This window comes from Fischerella sp. PCC 9605 (genome assembly GCF_000517105.1).
Lineage (GTDB): Bacteria > Cyanobacteriota > Cyanobacteriia > Cyanobacteriales > Nostocaceae > PCC9605.
The window spans coordinates 2075336-2090442 of record NZ_KI912148.1 but is presented as its reverse complement, the minus strand read 5'-3'; the positions used below and the strand labels follow the sequence as shown (position 1 = coordinate 2090442).

The following is a 15107-nucleotide window of genomic DNA, read 5'->3' as shown; positions in this document are numbered from 1 at the left end:
TGTTCTTTAACGGAGTTAATTGCAAATATGTTACCGAACAGCTGCGATCTTTAACTGCGGCTAATTCTTTTCAGCATCCAGTCAAATCTGGCTCCAGCTAGCGCTACTTGCGCCAAAAAATCGGAATCCAGTTCATTCTCATATTCGAGATTTTCATCCAGCGGCTGATCCGTACTATAACTGAGTCTGCCGTATCCAAGGCGACTCACTATTGCCCGTTGTTTGTCTGCTAAAAGAACTGCCAGCACTCGATAAAAACGAGCAGCAAAACCCACATCATGCAGAAGTTTGGCCGCCAATCGCCAGCGAGGAATTGATAATACTAAGGAGTCTTGCAAGGCTTTCACGCTTGTAGAGGGTGGGGGAGCCTCTACAAAGGGGGTTTCTCCGACGATGTCACCCCGAGACAATCTGGCAAACTCACGTTCTACTGTTTCGCCACCTTCCAAATTAGAAAAGGCACGGGCTAGAGGATTGCGATCGTCCTCGGAGGCGGAAAGTGTCAATTTTCCATCCAAAAGGATATGTAGCGCTTCGACAGGTCTCCCGCCAGGAATCAAAACAGTCCCTGCGGGAATTCGGTTTACATCCCCTGCAACAATCAACCAATCGATGTCGCTATCATGCAATTCTGCAAAAATAAATAATATTTCTCTCAGTCGGGGTTGGCTGAGGACTAGCGTGCTATGACCGAGTTGATTAACAATTTTTTCTAGTCTGTCTGCAAGCAAAATTGCACTCGCTCGGTAAAGATGGGCAGCAAAACTGAGATCTTGTTTCAGTTTTTTTGCCAACTCCTGTCGCGGAATCGACAAGATCAGCGATTTTTTGAGTGCCTTAACAGTGGTAGAGGGCAGGTATGATTCGATGAAAGGAATTTCTCCTGCGATTTCACCACTTGATAATCTGGCGATTTCACGCCCTGACATTTCACCACCCTCTAAGGCGGCAAAGGCGCGTCCCAATGGATTGTTATCAGGTTGAGATATGGAAACTGTTAATGCTCCATCTAAGAGAATATATAGTGCATTAACAGGTTCGCCTTGACGGATGAGAACTTGACCTGAGTCAATTTCTTCTCTATTACCAGTCTTCAACATCCAGTCAATATCACTATTACTAAGTTCCTTCAGTAGAACTTCTGACATAATTGAACTCTCTTATATTTTCTAAGGGTATGAGAGCGTTTTAATTGTTAAAAATTTAACAATGGAAATAGAGAGGCGTTGCAGAATGCAAGCATAAAATCGAGCGGTCTTTGTTTGAACCTTTATATAATTATCTGAGGTCGGTTAGGAATTTATGCAGCCATGAAAGAATGTTATATTTCTTTACAACATTCACGGATTCAGCATTGCCAGCTTAAAACTATAGAATTTTGGTCATAGTGGCATTTTTCAGAAATTCAAGCCAATCAGAGGAATAGCAGAGAAGATTTTATCCACAGACTGAGAAACTGAGTGTGTTAAATCATCAGGAACCAAACTAAGTTGATTAGCGACATACTCAGCATTTTCTTTACCACCTGCTAAAGCATCTATTTCCTGTTCAGTTAACTCTATAGCTTGATTATTTGTAGGAAGTTCATCTGACATAATTTTCTCCAAAGTTTATAATTTTTCTAGTCTCTAAAAACAGAGAACTTATTAATAGCTAAGTAAATGTTTGATAGATGTTCCCTGTTTTTTCAAAATAAACTACCTAGGTGATAGTTGTATCTTGTATAACAGTAGATTCTGTATTAGTCAATTCGATATGCAAGGCATTAATACTACCTTCTGAATTAACAATACTTACCTGATCTAAGACTAATTTGCTTTGTTTGAAATTCAGAAAATTTGTCTGTCTTATTTGATTGTCATCTCCAAAAAATCCAAATATACCGCCGGATACTTCATCTAATTCTTGTTCAGACAATTCTATAGGTTTGTTAATCTCATCAGACATAATTTACCTCCATTTGTGTATGGTTTACTAGTTGGTAAAAGCAGAGGTTTATAACCTGTTAAACTAATTTTGAGGATGACCTCTGCTACAAAGTTGAGTTAAAGTAACATCATCTATTTGATGATTTGGTTTTGAGCAGAAAGAGCATCGATGTCTTCAGTTGCAGCTACGTTACCACCGAAAGCACCTTGTGCATTAGCTGCACCAAACTGTGTACCGACTTTCTTGTCTTGGCTGAAAGCATTGAGGTTGCTCTGAGCAAGTAAATCGGCACCAATCACATCAAAACCACCAGCTACTGCATCCAATTCTTGCTCAGACAATTCCACTTTGTTGATTTCGTTAGACATAATTTACCTCGTGTTTGTGTGTTGTTTGTGTTGTTTACTAGTTGGTAAAAGCAGAGGTTTATAACCTGTTAAACTAATTTTGAGGATGACCTCTGCTACAAAGTTGAATTAAACTAACATCATCTATTTGATGATTTGGTTTTGAGCAGAAAGAGCATCTATATCTACAGTTGCAGCTACGTTACCGCCAACAGCACCTTGTGCATTAGCTGCGCCAAACTGTGTACCGACTTTCTTGTCTTGGCTGAAAGCATTTAGGTTGCTCTGAGCAAGTAAATCGGCACCAATTACATCTGTGCCACCAGCTACTGCATCCAATTCTTGCTCAGACAATTCCACTTTATTGATTTCGTTAGACATAATTTACCTCGTGTTTGTGTGTTGTTTGTGTGTTGTTTACCTGTCGATAAAAGCAGAAGTTTTTAACCATTTGAATTTATTTTTTGGTCGCCTCTGCTTCGTTGCCTTCGCAACTGTATTCATAGTAGAATTTCAATAAGAGATAAACATCTGAAAAACGTCTATACTCTCATCTCAACGAAATAAATAAGCTCGCTCTGACTTTCGTTGATTCAATAAGTAAATGTTCCTACGACTAAGGTCAGAGGTAGCAGATGAGAATTCCATTCCTTTAAATTCTTGTTTGCAGCCGAATGAGTAATGCTTGCTAGTTGCGCTGAAATTCAATTCGTCCTTGACTATGCATCATGGAGACAGAGTTCTACACTAGGGTAGTACTCCTGCAAAAGTTAAATGCACTTCCATATGATTCGTCTGTTACTCGTAGATGATCAGACTCTCATTCGAGACGGTATCAGGGCTATGCTAAGTTTAGAGCCTGATTTGGAAGTTGTGGGAACTGCGGATAATGGCGAAAACGCGATCGCTCAGGTAAAAGCGTTACAGCCAGATGTTGTATTAATGGATGTGCGTATGCCTGTGATGGACGGCAGAGTTGCTACTAGCATTATCTCCGAGCAGTTTCCAAATACTAAAGTAATAGTCCTTAGCACGTTTGATGATGATGAATATATTGCCGATGCAATGAGAGCAGGAGCAAAGGGCTATTTACTCAAAGATATGCCGTCTGAAGAATTGGCACAAGCGATTCGGTTTGTCCATAAAGGATACACCCAAATGGGGCCAGGATTGTTGGAAAAGATAATCACTAAAGTCCAAGCTTCAGAACCTGCTAGCCCGAAATTACCGGAGCCAAAATTGGACTTTCTCACCGATCGCGAACAAGATGTATTGCGCTTGATTGCGATTGGTTCTACAAATCGTGAAATCGCCCAGCAACTTTATATTTCAGAAGGGACAGTCAAAACTCATGTCACTCACCTGCTGAACCGCCTAAATCTGAAAAACCGATCGCAACTAGCGATTTATGCTAACTCGGTTTATGGCGGGTAACATCACATCTTTATAAATATACGACTATTGACTTGACGGGCTACTTGCCTAAGAGGAATTTCAATCCAAAACAATGTATTTTTAAGTACAAATAGCAAGTTTACTAAAAACTCTCGTATTTGGGGAATGTTACCATTCCCCAACGATCGCGATTGTATGAAAATTTCGCAAAAAAAAGACAGATATTATTCGTAAATTACAGAGATCAAGGATAACTTGCGAATTTCTTCTCGTACGCTCATGAGGATTTTACCGAGATAGTTTTGACCAGTTTTTTCTGCACCACAACCCCAAAAGTAATCGATTGGAGAGTTTTCCACTAGCAGTTGCTCGCCCGTGCTTAGAAGAACTTCTCTAATATCAGCATGGGTAAGAAACTTTTTGAGTACAGCTTCTCGCATGACTTTAGTTTTTACCTCTTCCCAATCTAAACGGACTTTACGGGTGCAGCAACGCCCCAATGCCGCAGCTTCTTCTGGCGTCTGGACAGCATGGATCGCAGGTATGATCGCCGCATCTGGAGTTCCCACAAATTTTTGGGCTTGATAATAATGCTCTACTGTGGACCAGTATGTACCCTGGATTTTAATTCCATGCAGAGAAAAGTTAGAAAAACAGCCATAAGGTTCGTAAGCTTTGTAAAAGTAAATAGTCATTTAAAGCTGCTCTTTTAATACTTCAACTTCTATGATGCCTGGAGATGCTGGCAGCCAGAAGATAGCACTCCCAAGAAACTTTGATTTTTAGGACTTACGCAACAATCTTGAAGTTGGCTGTGATGGTGTTGTCAAACAATTTTGGATTTTGGATTTTGGATTGACGAGGCACGGGTGGCTCTCATAGCGTCGCCACATAGAGTGCCGTCCCACGGATGAATCCGGGGGCTTGGGAATTTTGGATTTTCGATTTTCAATTGATTCCACAGATAAATCCGGGGGCTTGTACCCTGCTCGGAATGATTGATAAATTGTCAATCCATTGAACCGGATAGCGATCGCCTGCTTGTACTAAAAAGTTATCAAGTTGTTGTAGCGTTAGCGGTTCTGGCATTGGGTAACGCCCCTTGAGTTGCTTCAGTTCAGTGTAGTGGCGGGTGAATGATGCCAGTCGCCAGGATAAGTCTGCTCGTTCACGCCAATAAACTGAGCGCGATCGCGGGCGCGCCTAAGAATAGTTCGCAACTGTCCTTCATGGGCTTTCTGCTCCGATCACTGTAAGGAACCTTCAAATCCCCACTCTGACTCTGGCAATCTACCATTGGGGACGGGTGGTTCCCAATATCAGTGCTTAGATCCGTTCTGCCGCAGGAACTCAGCGATCTGCTGGAGCTAATTCACCTTTGCCATCAAACTGGAAGACATGGCGATCTGCAACTTGTGTTGATAACCAGCTATATTGACACTCAAGTAAGAATAAACAAAAAATATTTCTCTAAGTTAATTTACAACCAGTAAAATAGATTTTCTATTGTAGGGAGGGCGATCGCCCCCTCTGGCCAGAGAATAATTTATTTGGAACGCGATCGCCCCAATTATGCTTAGCGAGGTTCGTCATTTCGCCGATCAACAATTTCCACTACATCCTGGTCAGTAGTAGTAGTAGTTCCTGTATATCTCTGTGTAGTCCGATCAACATCATTCATATCAGCGGAAGCTACATCACCAGATATATCGTATATGGCCCAATTCTGAATATTCTGGTTCCTCAAAATAGAGCCAGCACGCTCAATTTCATTCTCACTACCATCTACAATCACCAAAAATTCACCCTGGGATACTCTTTCACTATAAGCTCTGGCTTCTTCTTCTGGAATACCCAAACCAGTCAGTGCTCCTACTAGACCACCTGCTGCTGCACCAATACCTGCACCAGCCAAGGTAGTTGCGATAGTTCCGGCTGCCAGAAAAGGCCCCACTCCCGGAATAATTAAAGCTTCCAAGCCTACGAGTAAACCACCAATACCACCCAAGATAGTGCCTGTGACTGCACCAATTCCAGCACCTTCTTGAGCCTCAGTGTCACCACGATCGCTCATGTCAGATTTATCTTTGACAGTAGCTCCGCCTATTTGGTCACTGCGATCTATATCCTTTGCCAATACAGAGACTCTATCCATAGGGAAGCCTGAATCTCTAAGTCTGGAGAGCGCTGCTTCAGCGGTTTGGCGGTTGGGGAATGTACCAACTGCACGCTTACGTTGTTGTATAGCCATTTTGTCTCCCGAAAAAATTACAAAGATTCTGTATTTAGCTTCTCTCTCAAAATATAGTTATTCATCAGTCTATAGGTTTATACCATTTTGAAAAAATAATGCGACAAATAGACATTGTAGAGACGCGCCATGGCGCGTCTCTACATCAGGATGGGTTGTAAACATTTATTAAATCGGTATTACCTTTTGATCTATCAGAAGAAGAGAGAATTTTATACAAGAGAGAATAAACCCCAAGCAACTCAACCGAGAGGAAAAAAAGAAACTGCGCGGCCGGATAAATCTAGATGACCATATCCAACACCTTAGCTGTGGTTGGTGCGAATCTGCTGTCTAACGGCGAGTCGATGAACTAAGAATCCCCTCGGCTTTAGCCAGTGTCAATCCATACATCTACTTTTTTGTCAATATTGAATGTGCCAGCTTAAGGTGCGTTAAAAGAGAAACCCTCTTCAACACTCAACAACTGGTAAATTACTGAGACTTGAGCGGCTTGATTGGAAACAGTCACAAGCTTTTCTTAGGGAACTGCGGGATGGCGACACCCCAACGTTACCCGACCATTGGAAAGTTTGAATTGAGTATTTTAAATTTTTATTGTAAATAGCATATAATTTTTGCAATAAATCTAAACATGATGCCACTTATCTAAAACGTCTTTAAATAAAACTTCCTCTAACCAAGTTTTCGCAACCACTGTCAGCGGTATAGCCATTAATAACCCCAAGGCTCCAAACAAAGTAGCGAAGAGAATTTGAGATGTCAAGGTTACAGCAGGTAATAATGCTACCTGTTTTGCCATGACAGTAGGAGTCAACCAGTAACTTTCAATGTTCTGAATAACGATATACAGAATCAAAACAGCTATTGCTTTCCAAGGTGCGTCTAGCAGTGCAACAGTTATAGGAAATACTACACTTAAAGTAGGGCCGATATTCGGAATAAAATTGAGCAAGCCCGCCAAAATAGCGTTGGCTAATGCTAGTGGTACTTGCAAAATCCATAAACCTATTCCACTTAAAGCGGCGATAAAAACCATTTCAATCAAAGCTCCCACTGTCCAACTTCCTAAACCAGTTGCACAGCGCGAGAGAATTTCCTCAACTCGTCCGCGGTAAAATGAGGGAAAAAATCTTACAAATAAATTGCGGTATGGCTGAGGATTTGTCAACAGCATTAACGTCAAAACTAACACTAACAAAAATTCCAAAGCAGCAGTAATAGAAGTCGATAATAAGTTAATAGTTCTTGTAAAGAACTGCATTGCTAAAGGTTGGATTTGTTGAATCAAATTATTGATATCTGGTAAATCTGGTAATTCTCCTCCAAAACGATTTTCTAGATAGTTTACTAGATAATTTATCCACTCTTGCAGCCGTAATCCTGCTGTTGGTAGAAGTGCTAAAAGTTCTTGAAACTGTTCAATAAAAGCAGGCACAATCAACCAGAAAAATCCGATAAAAAATGTTAATAAGATAAAAATACTTAAGAAAATAGCCCAAGAACGAATAATCCGTAATTTTTGCAGTTGTTGAACAAGCTGATTTAATGCTGTGGCTAATACTATCGCCGTAAATAAGAGCAAAATCAGTCGTCGGATTTGCCAAAGGATATATACAGAAGCGACCAAGGCTAGCAAGCCGATCCATTGACCAAATTTCATATTAGTTCGACTCCCACTGATAATAGAAGTTTATAGAGCGATCGCTCCCGAATACTACTGCCTGCTTTGAATGTGAGCAACAAATGTGAATAAAAAGTGACAGTAACGGGCGTTCTTTCAATACCGATTTGGAGCCGCACCTTCCCTAATTGAGTCGCATTGCTGTGCTTGTCACATTCTATTCACATTATTTATTTTCAATAAATATTTGTATTAGTAATTTTTGCAAGGAGAAAACATGGCTTTAGATCAACACAAACATGCTGTTGGTACATTTCCTAGTCTTCAAGCTGTGGAACAGGCTCTCAAGCAACTTAGAGAAGCTGGCTTATCTTTGGATAAAGTTTCCGTAATTGCCAAAGATGAAGAACGCAAGGCTCAACTTGGTGGTACTAATGTAAGTAACAGCATTGCTAGTAAAGCAGGTGAAGTTGCTACAGTAGGGGCGATCGCCGGTAGTGCAGCAGGAAGTATAGTGGGCTTATTAGAAGGTTTGATTGCATTAACCATTCCTGGAGTTGGCCCGGTCGTAGCAGCAGGGGCTTTCTTGGCAAACACGCTTTTAGGTAGTGGACTTGGTGCAGCAGGTGGTGGTCTAATCGGCGCACTAGTAGGTTGGGGAATTCCTGGAGAGCAAGCCAGGTTTTATAGTGAGCGAGTGTCCCAAGGAAATTACTTGGTGATAGTAGAAGGCACAGAAGACGAGATCCATCGCATTCAATCTATTTTTGAAACCAAGGGTATTCAAGATTGGAGGATTTTTGATACACCAGACAATAAAGCAAGTCTCAAATAAGTACTGTTAGCCCGTTAGATGATTAAGTAAAATTGTGTTGTTCATTGGTTAATGCGATAGACCACTAGATCAATATCTACTGAACCTCTCCAGAAATTAGATATAGCCCAGGCTGGGTAAGGTTTTGAAATTTATTTTCCCATATGTGAGCGTGAATTACAGTCCCTTTTAGAAAGGGAGAGAAGTTGATAAGTAGTTGGGCAAAATTAAATTCATTCGTGGAGACAGGGAACTCTTAACTCTTAACGCTTAACAGGAAAACAATGTGTGTAATTAATTCTGTCTGAGTACTTATGGAGCAAAATTGGCGATCGCTCCCATAGATCGAGGGCAATCAATTCTGTTGTTAGGCACTTGCTTTGAAATAAAATACCAGCCGTCAAAAGGCGATTCCTCCTTACCAACCCGAAATACAATTACACCATCACGCTTAGGAGAGAATTATGGCATCAGGAATGATGATCGAAGGCAAATGGACGACAGACTGGCATCAGCGAGATCAAAGCGGTAAGTTCAATGAGACACCGACAACGTTTCGCGATCGCGTGAGTGCAGATGGATCTAGCGGGTTTAAGGCAGAAGCAGGACGCTATCACCTCTACGTTTCCTTGGCGTGTCCGTGGGCGCATCGCACCTTAATTATGCGAGAACTCAAAGGGTTAAATGATGCAATCTCAGTCTCTATCGTCGATCCAATGATGAGCGACAAGGGCTGGATGTTTTCTGAAGCACCGGAAGCCATTCCTGACTCGGTGAATCACGCTCAATATTTGCAAGAGATTTATGTGAAAGCCGATCCCAAATACACAGGGCGAGTCACAGTTCCGGTGTTGTGGGATAAACAAACTCAAACAATCGTCAACAACGAATCTCGCGAAATCATGCGGATGTTTGACGTAGAGTTTGCTCCCTTGGCAACGCAGAAAATAGACTTATACCCATACCCACGCGACCTCCAACAGAAGATTGATGAGACGATCGATGCAATTTATATGCCAATTAATGCTGGTGTATATCGCGCTGGTTTTGCGAGGGAGCAAGCAGCCTACGAAGATGCGGTAACTGAACTCTTCGAGAGTTTAGATCGATGGGAAACTATTCTGAGCAAGCAGCACTATTTATGTGGCGATCGCCTCACGGAAGCTGATATTTGTATGTTTACAACGCTGTATCGCTTCGACTCAGTGTATCACGGTCACTTTAAGTGCAATTTGCGGCGAATTCTCGACTATCCAAACCTCTGGAATTATCTAAAGGATCTATATCAGCTTGGTGAGTTCAAAGCAACCTGCAATCTCGACCATATCAAGCGCGGCTATTACATGAGTATGACCGAGATTAATCCAAATCGAATTGTGCCGAAGGGGCCAATCATCGATTTTGACGAACGGCACGATCGCGATCGCTTCAGCAAAGCTTAGTCGCGATCGCACACTAAGCTATCCCCTTAGGATCGTTCTTTTTCTATTGATATTCCTCAATCTAATTCTGAGCTTTTCCGTTCAATTGTGCAAGCAATGTCTCCACACTGGCATTATGATTCAAGAAGGAAAATAAATGCTTATAGCGAAGTTTTCCTTCTTGATCTAATACAAATTGCGCTGGCAAAGGCGCTCCCAAGGCTTGTCCAACTTTATAAGTACGAAATACCTGACAAGTAGGGTCACTTAATAACGGCATCCTAAGACCTAAATCTCTAACAACTATTTGACTTTGCCTTTCATCAGTGCTAGTAATCATTAAAAGTTCTATACCCCGATTTTGAAATTGCTCATAATTCTCGTTCAAAGCTTTAATATGCGGATAGCATAAGGGGCAATATAGTTTTTCTGTGAAAATACGAGTAAATGCCAGTACAACTGGCTGCTTACCTCTATAAGTTGACAATTTCACCAAGGTGCTGTTAGTGATGTCTGGCAGTTGAAAATCTGGTGTTAAAAACCCTAACGGTATCTGATTAGCAGCTGGAATTGGTAAAAAATTACGGAAAAAGCGCTCGTTAAATAAACCGCTAAAATCAGTTGAAGCTAACATATTTTATCTCCAATAAAAATATTAAAACTATCTAATTAGCAAACCACAGATAGACATCTAAATGATACCGATTAATTTATATCTGTGTGCACCCCCCTCATTCCCCCCTACAAGAGGCTGGGCTGTTTCATTCCCTAAAAGATGTAAGGCGTTGCTGAATCATGGGATGATTTCGCCCAATTTGGGACGAATTTTCAATGGTTTCAACCGCCAATTCATCCCGCATTTATGCAACGCCGATGTAAAATTGCAAGCGTTGAGAGGATAAAAAATCATGGGTGCTTCTGTGATTGAACATCTGCGGCAAGTTGAAGACTTCAGAACGACTGATGGTTGAAGACATCCACTTTGGTTGGTGTTGCTGTTTGTAATAATAGGCACCATGAGTGGAGATGTCGGATATCGTGCATGGGGGGATTTCGCTCATAGGCATCGTCGGGTACTGATAGAGATGTTTGGCATCCAAAAACATGGTGTACCTTCATACTCAACAATACGACGAATAGTGCTTGTGGTATTTGCGGTCAATGGTAAGTGGAGTGAATTAAGAAAAGCGAGACACTTATTGGCTCGCTTTTTTGCTGCTTAAGGGGAAAATTTATGCTCTACAGTTAATTACTAGCGATCGCTATCATTATTTGACATTACCTCTTGAAAAAGAGGGGAAATTCACCAATTTCCACACCCAACAAGTTCAAGTATTTGTTTGCTGGGTCTGTGCAACATTTCTCATAGTTGCAAGTGCAGGAGGAATTGGCATTCCCATTGCTTCTGTCAAGGCTTGGGGTGGCTTTTCCCGAGAAGGCGATCGCAAGTATTCACCAGTTAGAATGCGGGAGCCAACCTTCATGTTATGGGTGGTACTGTAGAACTAAGATTAAACTCTGTAATTTTCACTCCCTTCTATATTGTTAATTAGCAGATTTTGTAGTGCTTTCATATCTGCCAATTTTGTTGCAATTGCAAGGCGCTTGATGTCATCAAGAGTTGATATCATTGTTTATTCTCCTGTAACAATTGTGAACTCATCAAAATCTATAAAGTCTGCTACAACTGCCTGCATTCTTTCTTGGTAAACACAGCCGCTCTGTCCAGTTCTGTAGTCATATAAGTCATATATGCAACTGCCATATCCTGCGAGTTATACGCCCAGCCAACCCGTCCTTGATGGTCTAGAAGAATACACCCAGCTTCTCCTGTAACCTTAGATGCTTTTGAAGTTGTTGATTTTATACTTAGCTCATTGGTCACAAGTTAAAAGTGAGCGAATTTTGTCAATACGTCTTGGAGTAGAAATAAATCTGTATAAGAATAATAATCGTGCGGTGGGGTAGGAGGCGAGCGACGCTCGCCTCCTACCCCACCCCGGTATTTGATTCTCATTATCATTAACTCTGACAGGATGATTTGCTCTATGAAAAAATCATGGCAGACTCAGTTAAAACGAAAAATTGAAGCGATTATAGTCACCGTGAGCAGCAGCCGAAAAACCAATCGAGATCATGCCAAAAAGACGCAACGGCCGATGGTGGAAGACGAAGTAATTGCCAAACAGCTAGAACAGTTACTAACACCAGCCATCACATCACAAGAAAATTACTACCGTCAACTAGGATTAACAGACAGAATTCTCAACCTACCATTAATGGTAGCGGCGGTATTAACCCTACTGTTTTACCACCCTACGTTGTGGCTGACTTATACCGTCGAAGATGGCGAATTGAAATTAGCCAGCCACAATACATCGATAAAGATAAAGGACTCCAGCTATCCTATTATTGGAGTTGAGGGGTTGCTCAAACTAGTAGAAATTGCCAAAAAAATACAAGCAACCCAGGTGTCAACAAATTTAGAAGGTGTTGTATGCCAGAACAACTTATCCCCCCCCGCCGATAAACCAGACTCTACCATCACTTTGGATAAAGCTACCACCACGCAATCGAAAGCGGTTGGTATATATACTCAGTCAGATGCTGGAGAAGCAGATGAAGTTAGCAATTCCAGCAAAGGAGCTTAGTGATGAGCCAGGAATATGAATTGCCAAAATTGCGCTCGGAAAAAATTCTGCCCTATCACCAAGAAAAATTGGCAGTAGTCTACGTTCGACAGTCAACCCTGCAACAAGTACTCAATCATCAAGAGTCAACACAACTCCAATATGGCTTAGTTAATCGTGCACAAGCTTTAGGTTGGAGTAAAGAACGGGTGTTAGTAATTGATGATGATTTAGGAAAATCCGGAGCCAGCACACAGGGCAGAGAAGGATTTCAACGATTAGTTGCAGAAGTCGGAATGAATCATGTAGGACTGATTCTCGGAATAGAGATGTCAAGACTAGCACGTTCATCCAAAGATTGGCATCAACTATTAGAAATCTGTGCCTTGTTCAGAACGCTAATTGCAGATTTGGATGGAGTATATGATCCTAGCAATTACAACGACCGCTTACTTCTGGGATTAAAAGGAACAATGAGTGAAGCGGAACTGCACATGATTAAGCAAAGGATGGTGCAGGGCAAGCTCAATAAAGCACAACGAGGAGAACTAAACTTTTTACTGCCAACTGGTTATGTCCGCCGCCCTTCTGGAGAAGTCGCATTTGACCCAGACGAACAAGTTCAGCAAGTAGTTCGACTAATATTTCGGAAGTTTGAGGAACTGGGTACTTTAAATGCCGTCCTGCGATACTTAGTAAAAAACGATATCCAAATTGGAATTCGAGCTCCAACAGGACTAAATAAAGGAGATTTAGAATGGCATCGTCCTCATCGCATGACTTTGCAAAACCTACTCAAAAATCCGTTGTATGCAGGTGCTTATGCGTATGGTCGTCGTCAAATAGATCCCCGCAAGCAACAGCTGGGACGACCAAGTACTGGAAGAGTTGTGATTGCTCCAGACAATTGGCATGTGTTGTTACCAGGTTGCTATCCTGCCTATATTTCCTGGGAGCAGTATCAGTGGAATTTGGCACGATTGAAGTCTAACCAGGCAACAGCTGAGGAATTAGGTGCAGTACGCCACGGGTCTTCAATATTGTCGGGCTTGTTGATTTGTGGTAGGTGTGGTCGTCGCATGGCTGTTGAGTACAGTCAGGCGTATCATCATCGCTATGTATGTTGCCAACAGGCAGTTGATTATGGCGGCGAAAAGTGTCAGCAACTAGCAGGAGCCGCACTTGATCAGTTTGTTAGCCAACAGGTTTTACAAGCGCTTGAGCCTGCGGCTTTAGAATTATCTTTGCAGGCAGCATTGCATCTTGAACAAGAGCGCTCTGAGCTTGACCAATTATGGCAAAAGCGACTGGAAAGAGCTGCTTTTGAAACTGAGCGAGCAGGACGGCACTATCGATTGGTTGAACCAGAAAACCGATTGGTAGCACGTCAACTAGCCACCGAATGGGAAGAAAAATTGGCTCTACAGCAGTCATTACGAGAAGATTACCAACGATTCTGCCATCAGCAACCTCGTTTGCTCTCAAATACTGAGCGTGAGGCAATTCGCCAATTAGCTCAAAATATTCCGGCTTTATGGCTTGCATCAACTACAACCAATGCTCAACGCAAAGAGATTATTCGACAGGTAATTGCAAAAATTACTGTTGAGGTTATTGGTGATAGTGAGCAAGTTCAAATTATTATCGAATGGGTGGGAGGTACTTGCACAAAACATAGTATCGTTCGTCCTGTTGCCAAACTGACGCAACTTTCACAATATCACCAGCTTTGCGAACGTCTCAAGAATCTGACAACTCAAGGATTAAGTCATGAAGAAATCGCTCAATGCTTGAACTCAGAAGGCTATCATCCCCCAAAACGCCGTGCCACCTTTAATCGTCAGGGTGTCTGCGAATTAAAACGACACTTGGGTTTGTCCGGTAAGCATTCTTGTTCTACTCACCAAGATGACCTTGGGGAAGCAGAATGGTGGTTACCAGATTTGGCTCGTATGATTGGGATGCCCAATATTACGCTTTACAATTGGGTCAAACGTGGTTGGGTCAAGGCCAGACAGCAAGAGAAACCGCCAAGAAGCTGGATTATTTGGGCTGATGCCGCAGAAATTGAGCGTCTGCGCCAACGTCGTTTGCTACCGCTTGGCTATGCTACCCGCCAAAAATGGCTTAATCAAATGCCCGCTGTGTCTACCCACATCAATTCAGCTACAACTTAGAAATACGGTAAATCTCCAAGGACAAAAACTTATGGCACATCAAAATCACAATTCAGATATTTATGGTGGTATTGTGGTTGGCTCATCGAAGATGCTTTTCATACTGTCAAGCGACTTTTAGGTTTAAGTTATTTATGGACTGGCTCTGTTAATGGTGTTCAATTGCAGATTTGGGGTACTTGGTTATTTTATGCTGTCTTGGTTGATTTAGGTGATGCTGTCGCCGACGAACTTTCTTTACCCTTTGACCAGATTTATGCGCGAAATGATTTATCGCGGTCTTTATCATTTTTATGTTGCTCACCAAAAAAGTCTTGCTTCTGACCCTATCAAGTATTTTGCTGCGCCCGAAAATCAAGATTTAGGCATTGTTAAACGACAACGAAAACCAAACATTAAGCTTATTGTCGCACCCTTCCCTGACAAACAACGAGGCACACCTGAATTTTTCTTTCAAGCATCTTCTCAAATCCCCTTGACAACTGCCTCACAACCTTAACTTGTGACTAATGGGGTTGA

General features: G+C 41.9%; 18 protein-coding genes and 2 pseudogenes. 8 read left to right on the top strand and 12 right to left on the bottom strand.

All coding sequences use genetic code 11. From position 1 onward, the window contains the following. Window positions 1-50 precede the first annotated feature (50 nt). From FIS9605_RS0111590 to FIS9605_RS36850, 5 genes are all read right to left on the bottom strand, one after another. On the bottom strand, window positions 51-1148 hold the full coding sequence (locus tag FIS9605_RS0111590) for a cyclic nucleotide-binding domain-containing protein (RefSeq protein ID WP_026732731.1): 1098 nt from the start codon (window positions 1146-1148) through the stop codon (window positions 51-53). A gap of 249 nt (window positions 1149-1397) precedes the next feature. After that, window positions 1398-1595, bottom strand: a complete 198-nt coding sequence (locus tag FIS9605_RS0111585; protein ID WP_026732730.1) for a hypothetical protein — start codon at window positions 1593-1595, stop codon at window positions 1398-1400. Window positions 1596-1701: 106 nt separating this feature from the next. Next, window positions 1702-1947 carry a CTB family bacteriocin gene (locus tag FIS9605_RS0111580; protein ID WP_026732729.1) on the bottom strand — a complete coding sequence of 82 codons (246 nt, stop codon included), beginning with the start codon at window positions 1945-1947 and terminating at the stop codon, window positions 1702-1704. Between the two features lie 113 nt (window positions 1948-2060). Beyond that, window positions 2061-2297, bottom strand: a complete 237-nt coding sequence (locus tag FIS9605_RS0111575) for a CTB family bacteriocin (protein WP_026732728.1) — start codon at window positions 2295-2297, stop codon at window positions 2061-2063. 123 nt (window positions 2298-2420) lie between these two features. Continuing rightward, window positions 2421-2657, bottom strand: a complete 237-nt coding sequence (locus FIS9605_RS36850) for a CTB family bacteriocin (protein WP_035139534.1) — start codon at window positions 2655-2657, stop codon at window positions 2421-2423. A gap of 405 nt (window positions 2658-3062) precedes the next feature. On the opposite strand from FIS9605_RS36850, the gene FIS9605_RS0111565 reads away from it, so the two are divergent. After that, the gene (locus tag FIS9605_RS0111565) at window positions 3063-3710 is read left to right on the top strand and encodes a response regulator (protein WP_026732727.1); all 648 of its coding nucleotides are present in this window, start codon (window positions 3063-3065) and stop codon (window positions 3708-3710) included. 185 nt (window positions 3711-3895) lie between these two features. On the opposite strand, the gene FIS9605_RS0111560 is transcribed toward FIS9605_RS0111565, so the two are convergent. The 4 genes from FIS9605_RS0111560 to FIS9605_RS0111545 all read right to left on the bottom strand — a co-directional run bounded on the left by FIS9605_RS0111560 (window position 3896) and on the right by FIS9605_RS0111545 (window position 7585). Next, window positions 3896-4366: an NADAR family protein gene (locus FIS9605_RS0111560; RefSeq protein WP_026732726.1), complete on the bottom strand. Its 471-nt coding sequence runs from the start codon at window positions 4364-4366 to the stop codon at window positions 3896-3898. 253 nt (window positions 4367-4619) lie between these two features. Further along, on the bottom strand, window positions 4620-4760 hold the full coding sequence (locus FIS9605_RS45125) for a hypothetical protein (RefSeq protein ID WP_231510295.1): 141 nt from the start codon (window positions 4758-4760) through the stop codon (window positions 4620-4622). Window positions 4761-5247: 487 nt separating this feature from the next. Continuing rightward, window positions 5248-5922 (bottom strand): general stress protein, encoded by a 675-nt coding sequence (locus FIS9605_RS0111550; RefSeq protein ID WP_026732725.1) that lies wholly within the window; start codon window positions 5920-5922, stop codon window positions 5248-5250. A gap of 628 nt (window positions 5923-6550) precedes the next feature. Further along, window positions 6551-7585 carry an AI-2E family transporter gene (locus FIS9605_RS0111545; RefSeq protein WP_026732724.1) on the bottom strand — a complete coding sequence of 345 codons (1035 nt, stop codon included), beginning with the start codon at window positions 7583-7585 and terminating at the stop codon, window positions 6551-6553. Between the two features lie 238 nt (window positions 7586-7823). Between FIS9605_RS0111545 and FIS9605_RS0111540 the strand changes: the two genes are divergently transcribed. Together FIS9605_RS0111540 and FIS9605_RS0111535 are read left to right on the top strand one after the other, a co-directional pair. After that, on the top strand, window positions 7824-8381 hold the full coding sequence (locus FIS9605_RS0111540) for a general stress protein (protein WP_026732723.1): 558 nt from the start codon (window positions 7824-7826) through the stop codon (window positions 8379-8381). A gap of 443 nt (window positions 8382-8824) precedes the next feature. After that, window positions 8825-9802 (top strand): glutathione S-transferase family protein, encoded by a 978-nt coding sequence (locus tag FIS9605_RS0111535; protein ID WP_026732722.1) that lies wholly within the window; start codon window positions 8825-8827, stop codon window positions 9800-9802. A gap of 61 nt (window positions 9803-9863) precedes the next feature. On the opposite strand, the gene FIS9605_RS0111530 is transcribed toward FIS9605_RS0111535, so the two are convergent. Next, entirely contained in the window at window positions 9864-10415 is a 552-nt protein-coding gene (locus FIS9605_RS0111530; protein WP_026732721.1) for a peroxiredoxin family protein, read from the bottom strand. Between the two features lie 226 nt (window positions 10416-10641). Then, entirely contained in the window at window positions 10642-10842 is a 201-nt protein-coding gene (locus tag FIS9605_RS43980) for a hypothetical protein (protein WP_197036058.1), read from the bottom strand. Between FIS9605_RS43980 and FIS9605_RS46585 the strand changes: the two genes are divergently transcribed. Beyond that, window positions 10798-11004 carry a hypothetical protein gene (locus tag FIS9605_RS46585; RefSeq protein ID WP_082209751.1) on the top strand — a complete coding sequence of 69 codons (207 nt, stop codon included), beginning with the start codon at window positions 10798-10800 and terminating at the stop codon, window positions 11002-11004. The two genes, FIS9605_RS43980 and FIS9605_RS46585, sit on opposite strands and share 45 nt — an antisense overlap. Next, the gene (locus tag FIS9605_RS46580; protein ID WP_026732720.1) at window positions 10994-11284 is read left to right on the top strand and encodes a hypothetical protein; all 291 of its coding nucleotides are present in this window, start codon (window positions 10994-10996) and stop codon (window positions 11282-11284) included. The genes FIS9605_RS46585 and FIS9605_RS46580 overlap by 11 nt, the downstream gene beginning before the upstream one ends. 178 nt (window positions 11285-11462) lie before the next feature. Here the strand turns inward: FIS9605_RS46580 and FIS9605_RS40865 are convergent, their stop codons facing one another. After that, a complete protein-coding gene (locus FIS9605_RS40865; protein WP_072032381.1) occupies window positions 11463-11666 on the bottom strand; it encodes an isoaspartyl peptidase/L-asparaginase in 204 nt (67 codons plus the stop codon). Between the two features lie 274 nt (window positions 11667-11940). Between FIS9605_RS40865 and FIS9605_RS42610 the strand changes: the two are divergent. The 3 genes and pseudogenes from FIS9605_RS42610 to FIS9605_RS36845 form a co-directional block, all read left to right on the top strand. Then, window positions 11941-12090, top strand: a pseudogene (locus tag FIS9605_RS42610) (IS4 family transposase); the annotation flags it as partial. Between the two features lie 344 nt (window positions 12091-12434). Next, complete coding sequence (locus FIS9605_RS0111510) at window positions 12435-14588, top strand: recombinase family protein (protein WP_026732718.1); 2154 nt, start codon at window positions 12435-12437, stop codon at window positions 14586-14588. Window positions 14589-14666: 78 nt separating this feature from the next. Continuing rightward, window positions 14667-15087, top strand: a pseudogene (locus FIS9605_RS36845) (IS4 family transposase); the annotation flags it as partial. Between the last annotated feature and the right edge of the window lie 20 nt (window positions 15088-15107).

Coding starts and splice junctions, on each gene's coding strand:
- FIS9605_RS0111545 (WP_026732724.1), bottom strand. CDS start 7,585: ATGAAATTTGGTCAATGGATCGGCTTGCTAGCCTTGGTCGCTTCTGTA.
- FIS9605_RS0111530 (WP_026732721.1), bottom strand. CDS start 10,415: ATGTTAGCTTCAACTGATTTTAGCGGTTTATTTAACGAGCGCTTTTTC.
- FIS9605_RS0111510 (WP_026732718.1), top strand. CDS start 12,435: ATGAGCCAGGAATATGAATTGCCAAAATTGCGCTCGGAAAAAATTCTG.
- FIS9605_RS0111585 (WP_026732730.1), bottom strand. CDS start 1,595: ATGTCAGATGAACTTCCTACAAATAATCAAGCTATAGAGTTAACTGAA.
- FIS9605_RS43980 (WP_197036058.1), bottom strand. CDS start 10,842: ATGAGCGAAATCCCCCCATGCACGATATCCGACATCTCCACTCATGGT.
- FIS9605_RS36850 (WP_035139534.1), bottom strand. CDS start 2,657: ATGTCTAACGAAATCAATAAAGTGGAATTGTCTGAGCAAGAATTGGAT.
- FIS9605_RS0111550 (WP_026732725.1), bottom strand. CDS start 5,922: ATGGCTATACAACAACGTAAGCGTGCAGTTGGTACATTCCCCAACCGC.
- FIS9605_RS0111540 (WP_026732723.1), top strand. CDS start 7,824: ATGGCTTTAGATCAACACAAACATGCTGTTGGTACATTTCCTAGTCTT.
- FIS9605_RS0111575 (WP_026732728.1), bottom strand. CDS start 2,297: ATGTCTAACGAAATCAACAAAGTGGAATTGTCTGAGCAAGAATTGGAT.
- FIS9605_RS0111535 (WP_026732722.1), top strand. CDS start 8,825: ATGGCATCAGGAATGATGATCGAAGGCAAATGGACGACAGACTGGCAT.
- FIS9605_RS0111590 (WP_026732731.1), bottom strand. CDS start 1,148: ATGTCAGAAGTTCTACTGAAGGAACTTAGTAATAGTGATATTGACTGG.
- FIS9605_RS0111580 (WP_026732729.1), bottom strand. CDS start 1,947: ATGTCTGATGAGATTAACAAACCTATAGAATTGTCTGAACAAGAATTA.
- FIS9605_RS0111565 (WP_026732727.1), top strand. CDS start 3,063: ATGATTCGTCTGTTACTCGTAGATGATCAGACTCTCATTCGAGACGGT.
- FIS9605_RS46585 (WP_082209751.1), top strand. CDS start 10,798: ATGAGTGGAGATGTCGGATATCGTGCATGGGGGGATTTCGCTCATAGG.
- FIS9605_RS45125 (WP_231510295.1), bottom strand. CDS start 4,760: ATGCCAGAACCGCTAACGCTACAACAACTTGATAACTTTTTAGTACAA.
- FIS9605_RS0111560 (WP_026732726.1), bottom strand. CDS start 4,366: ATGACTATTTACTTTTACAAAGCTTACGAACCTTATGGCTGTTTTTCT.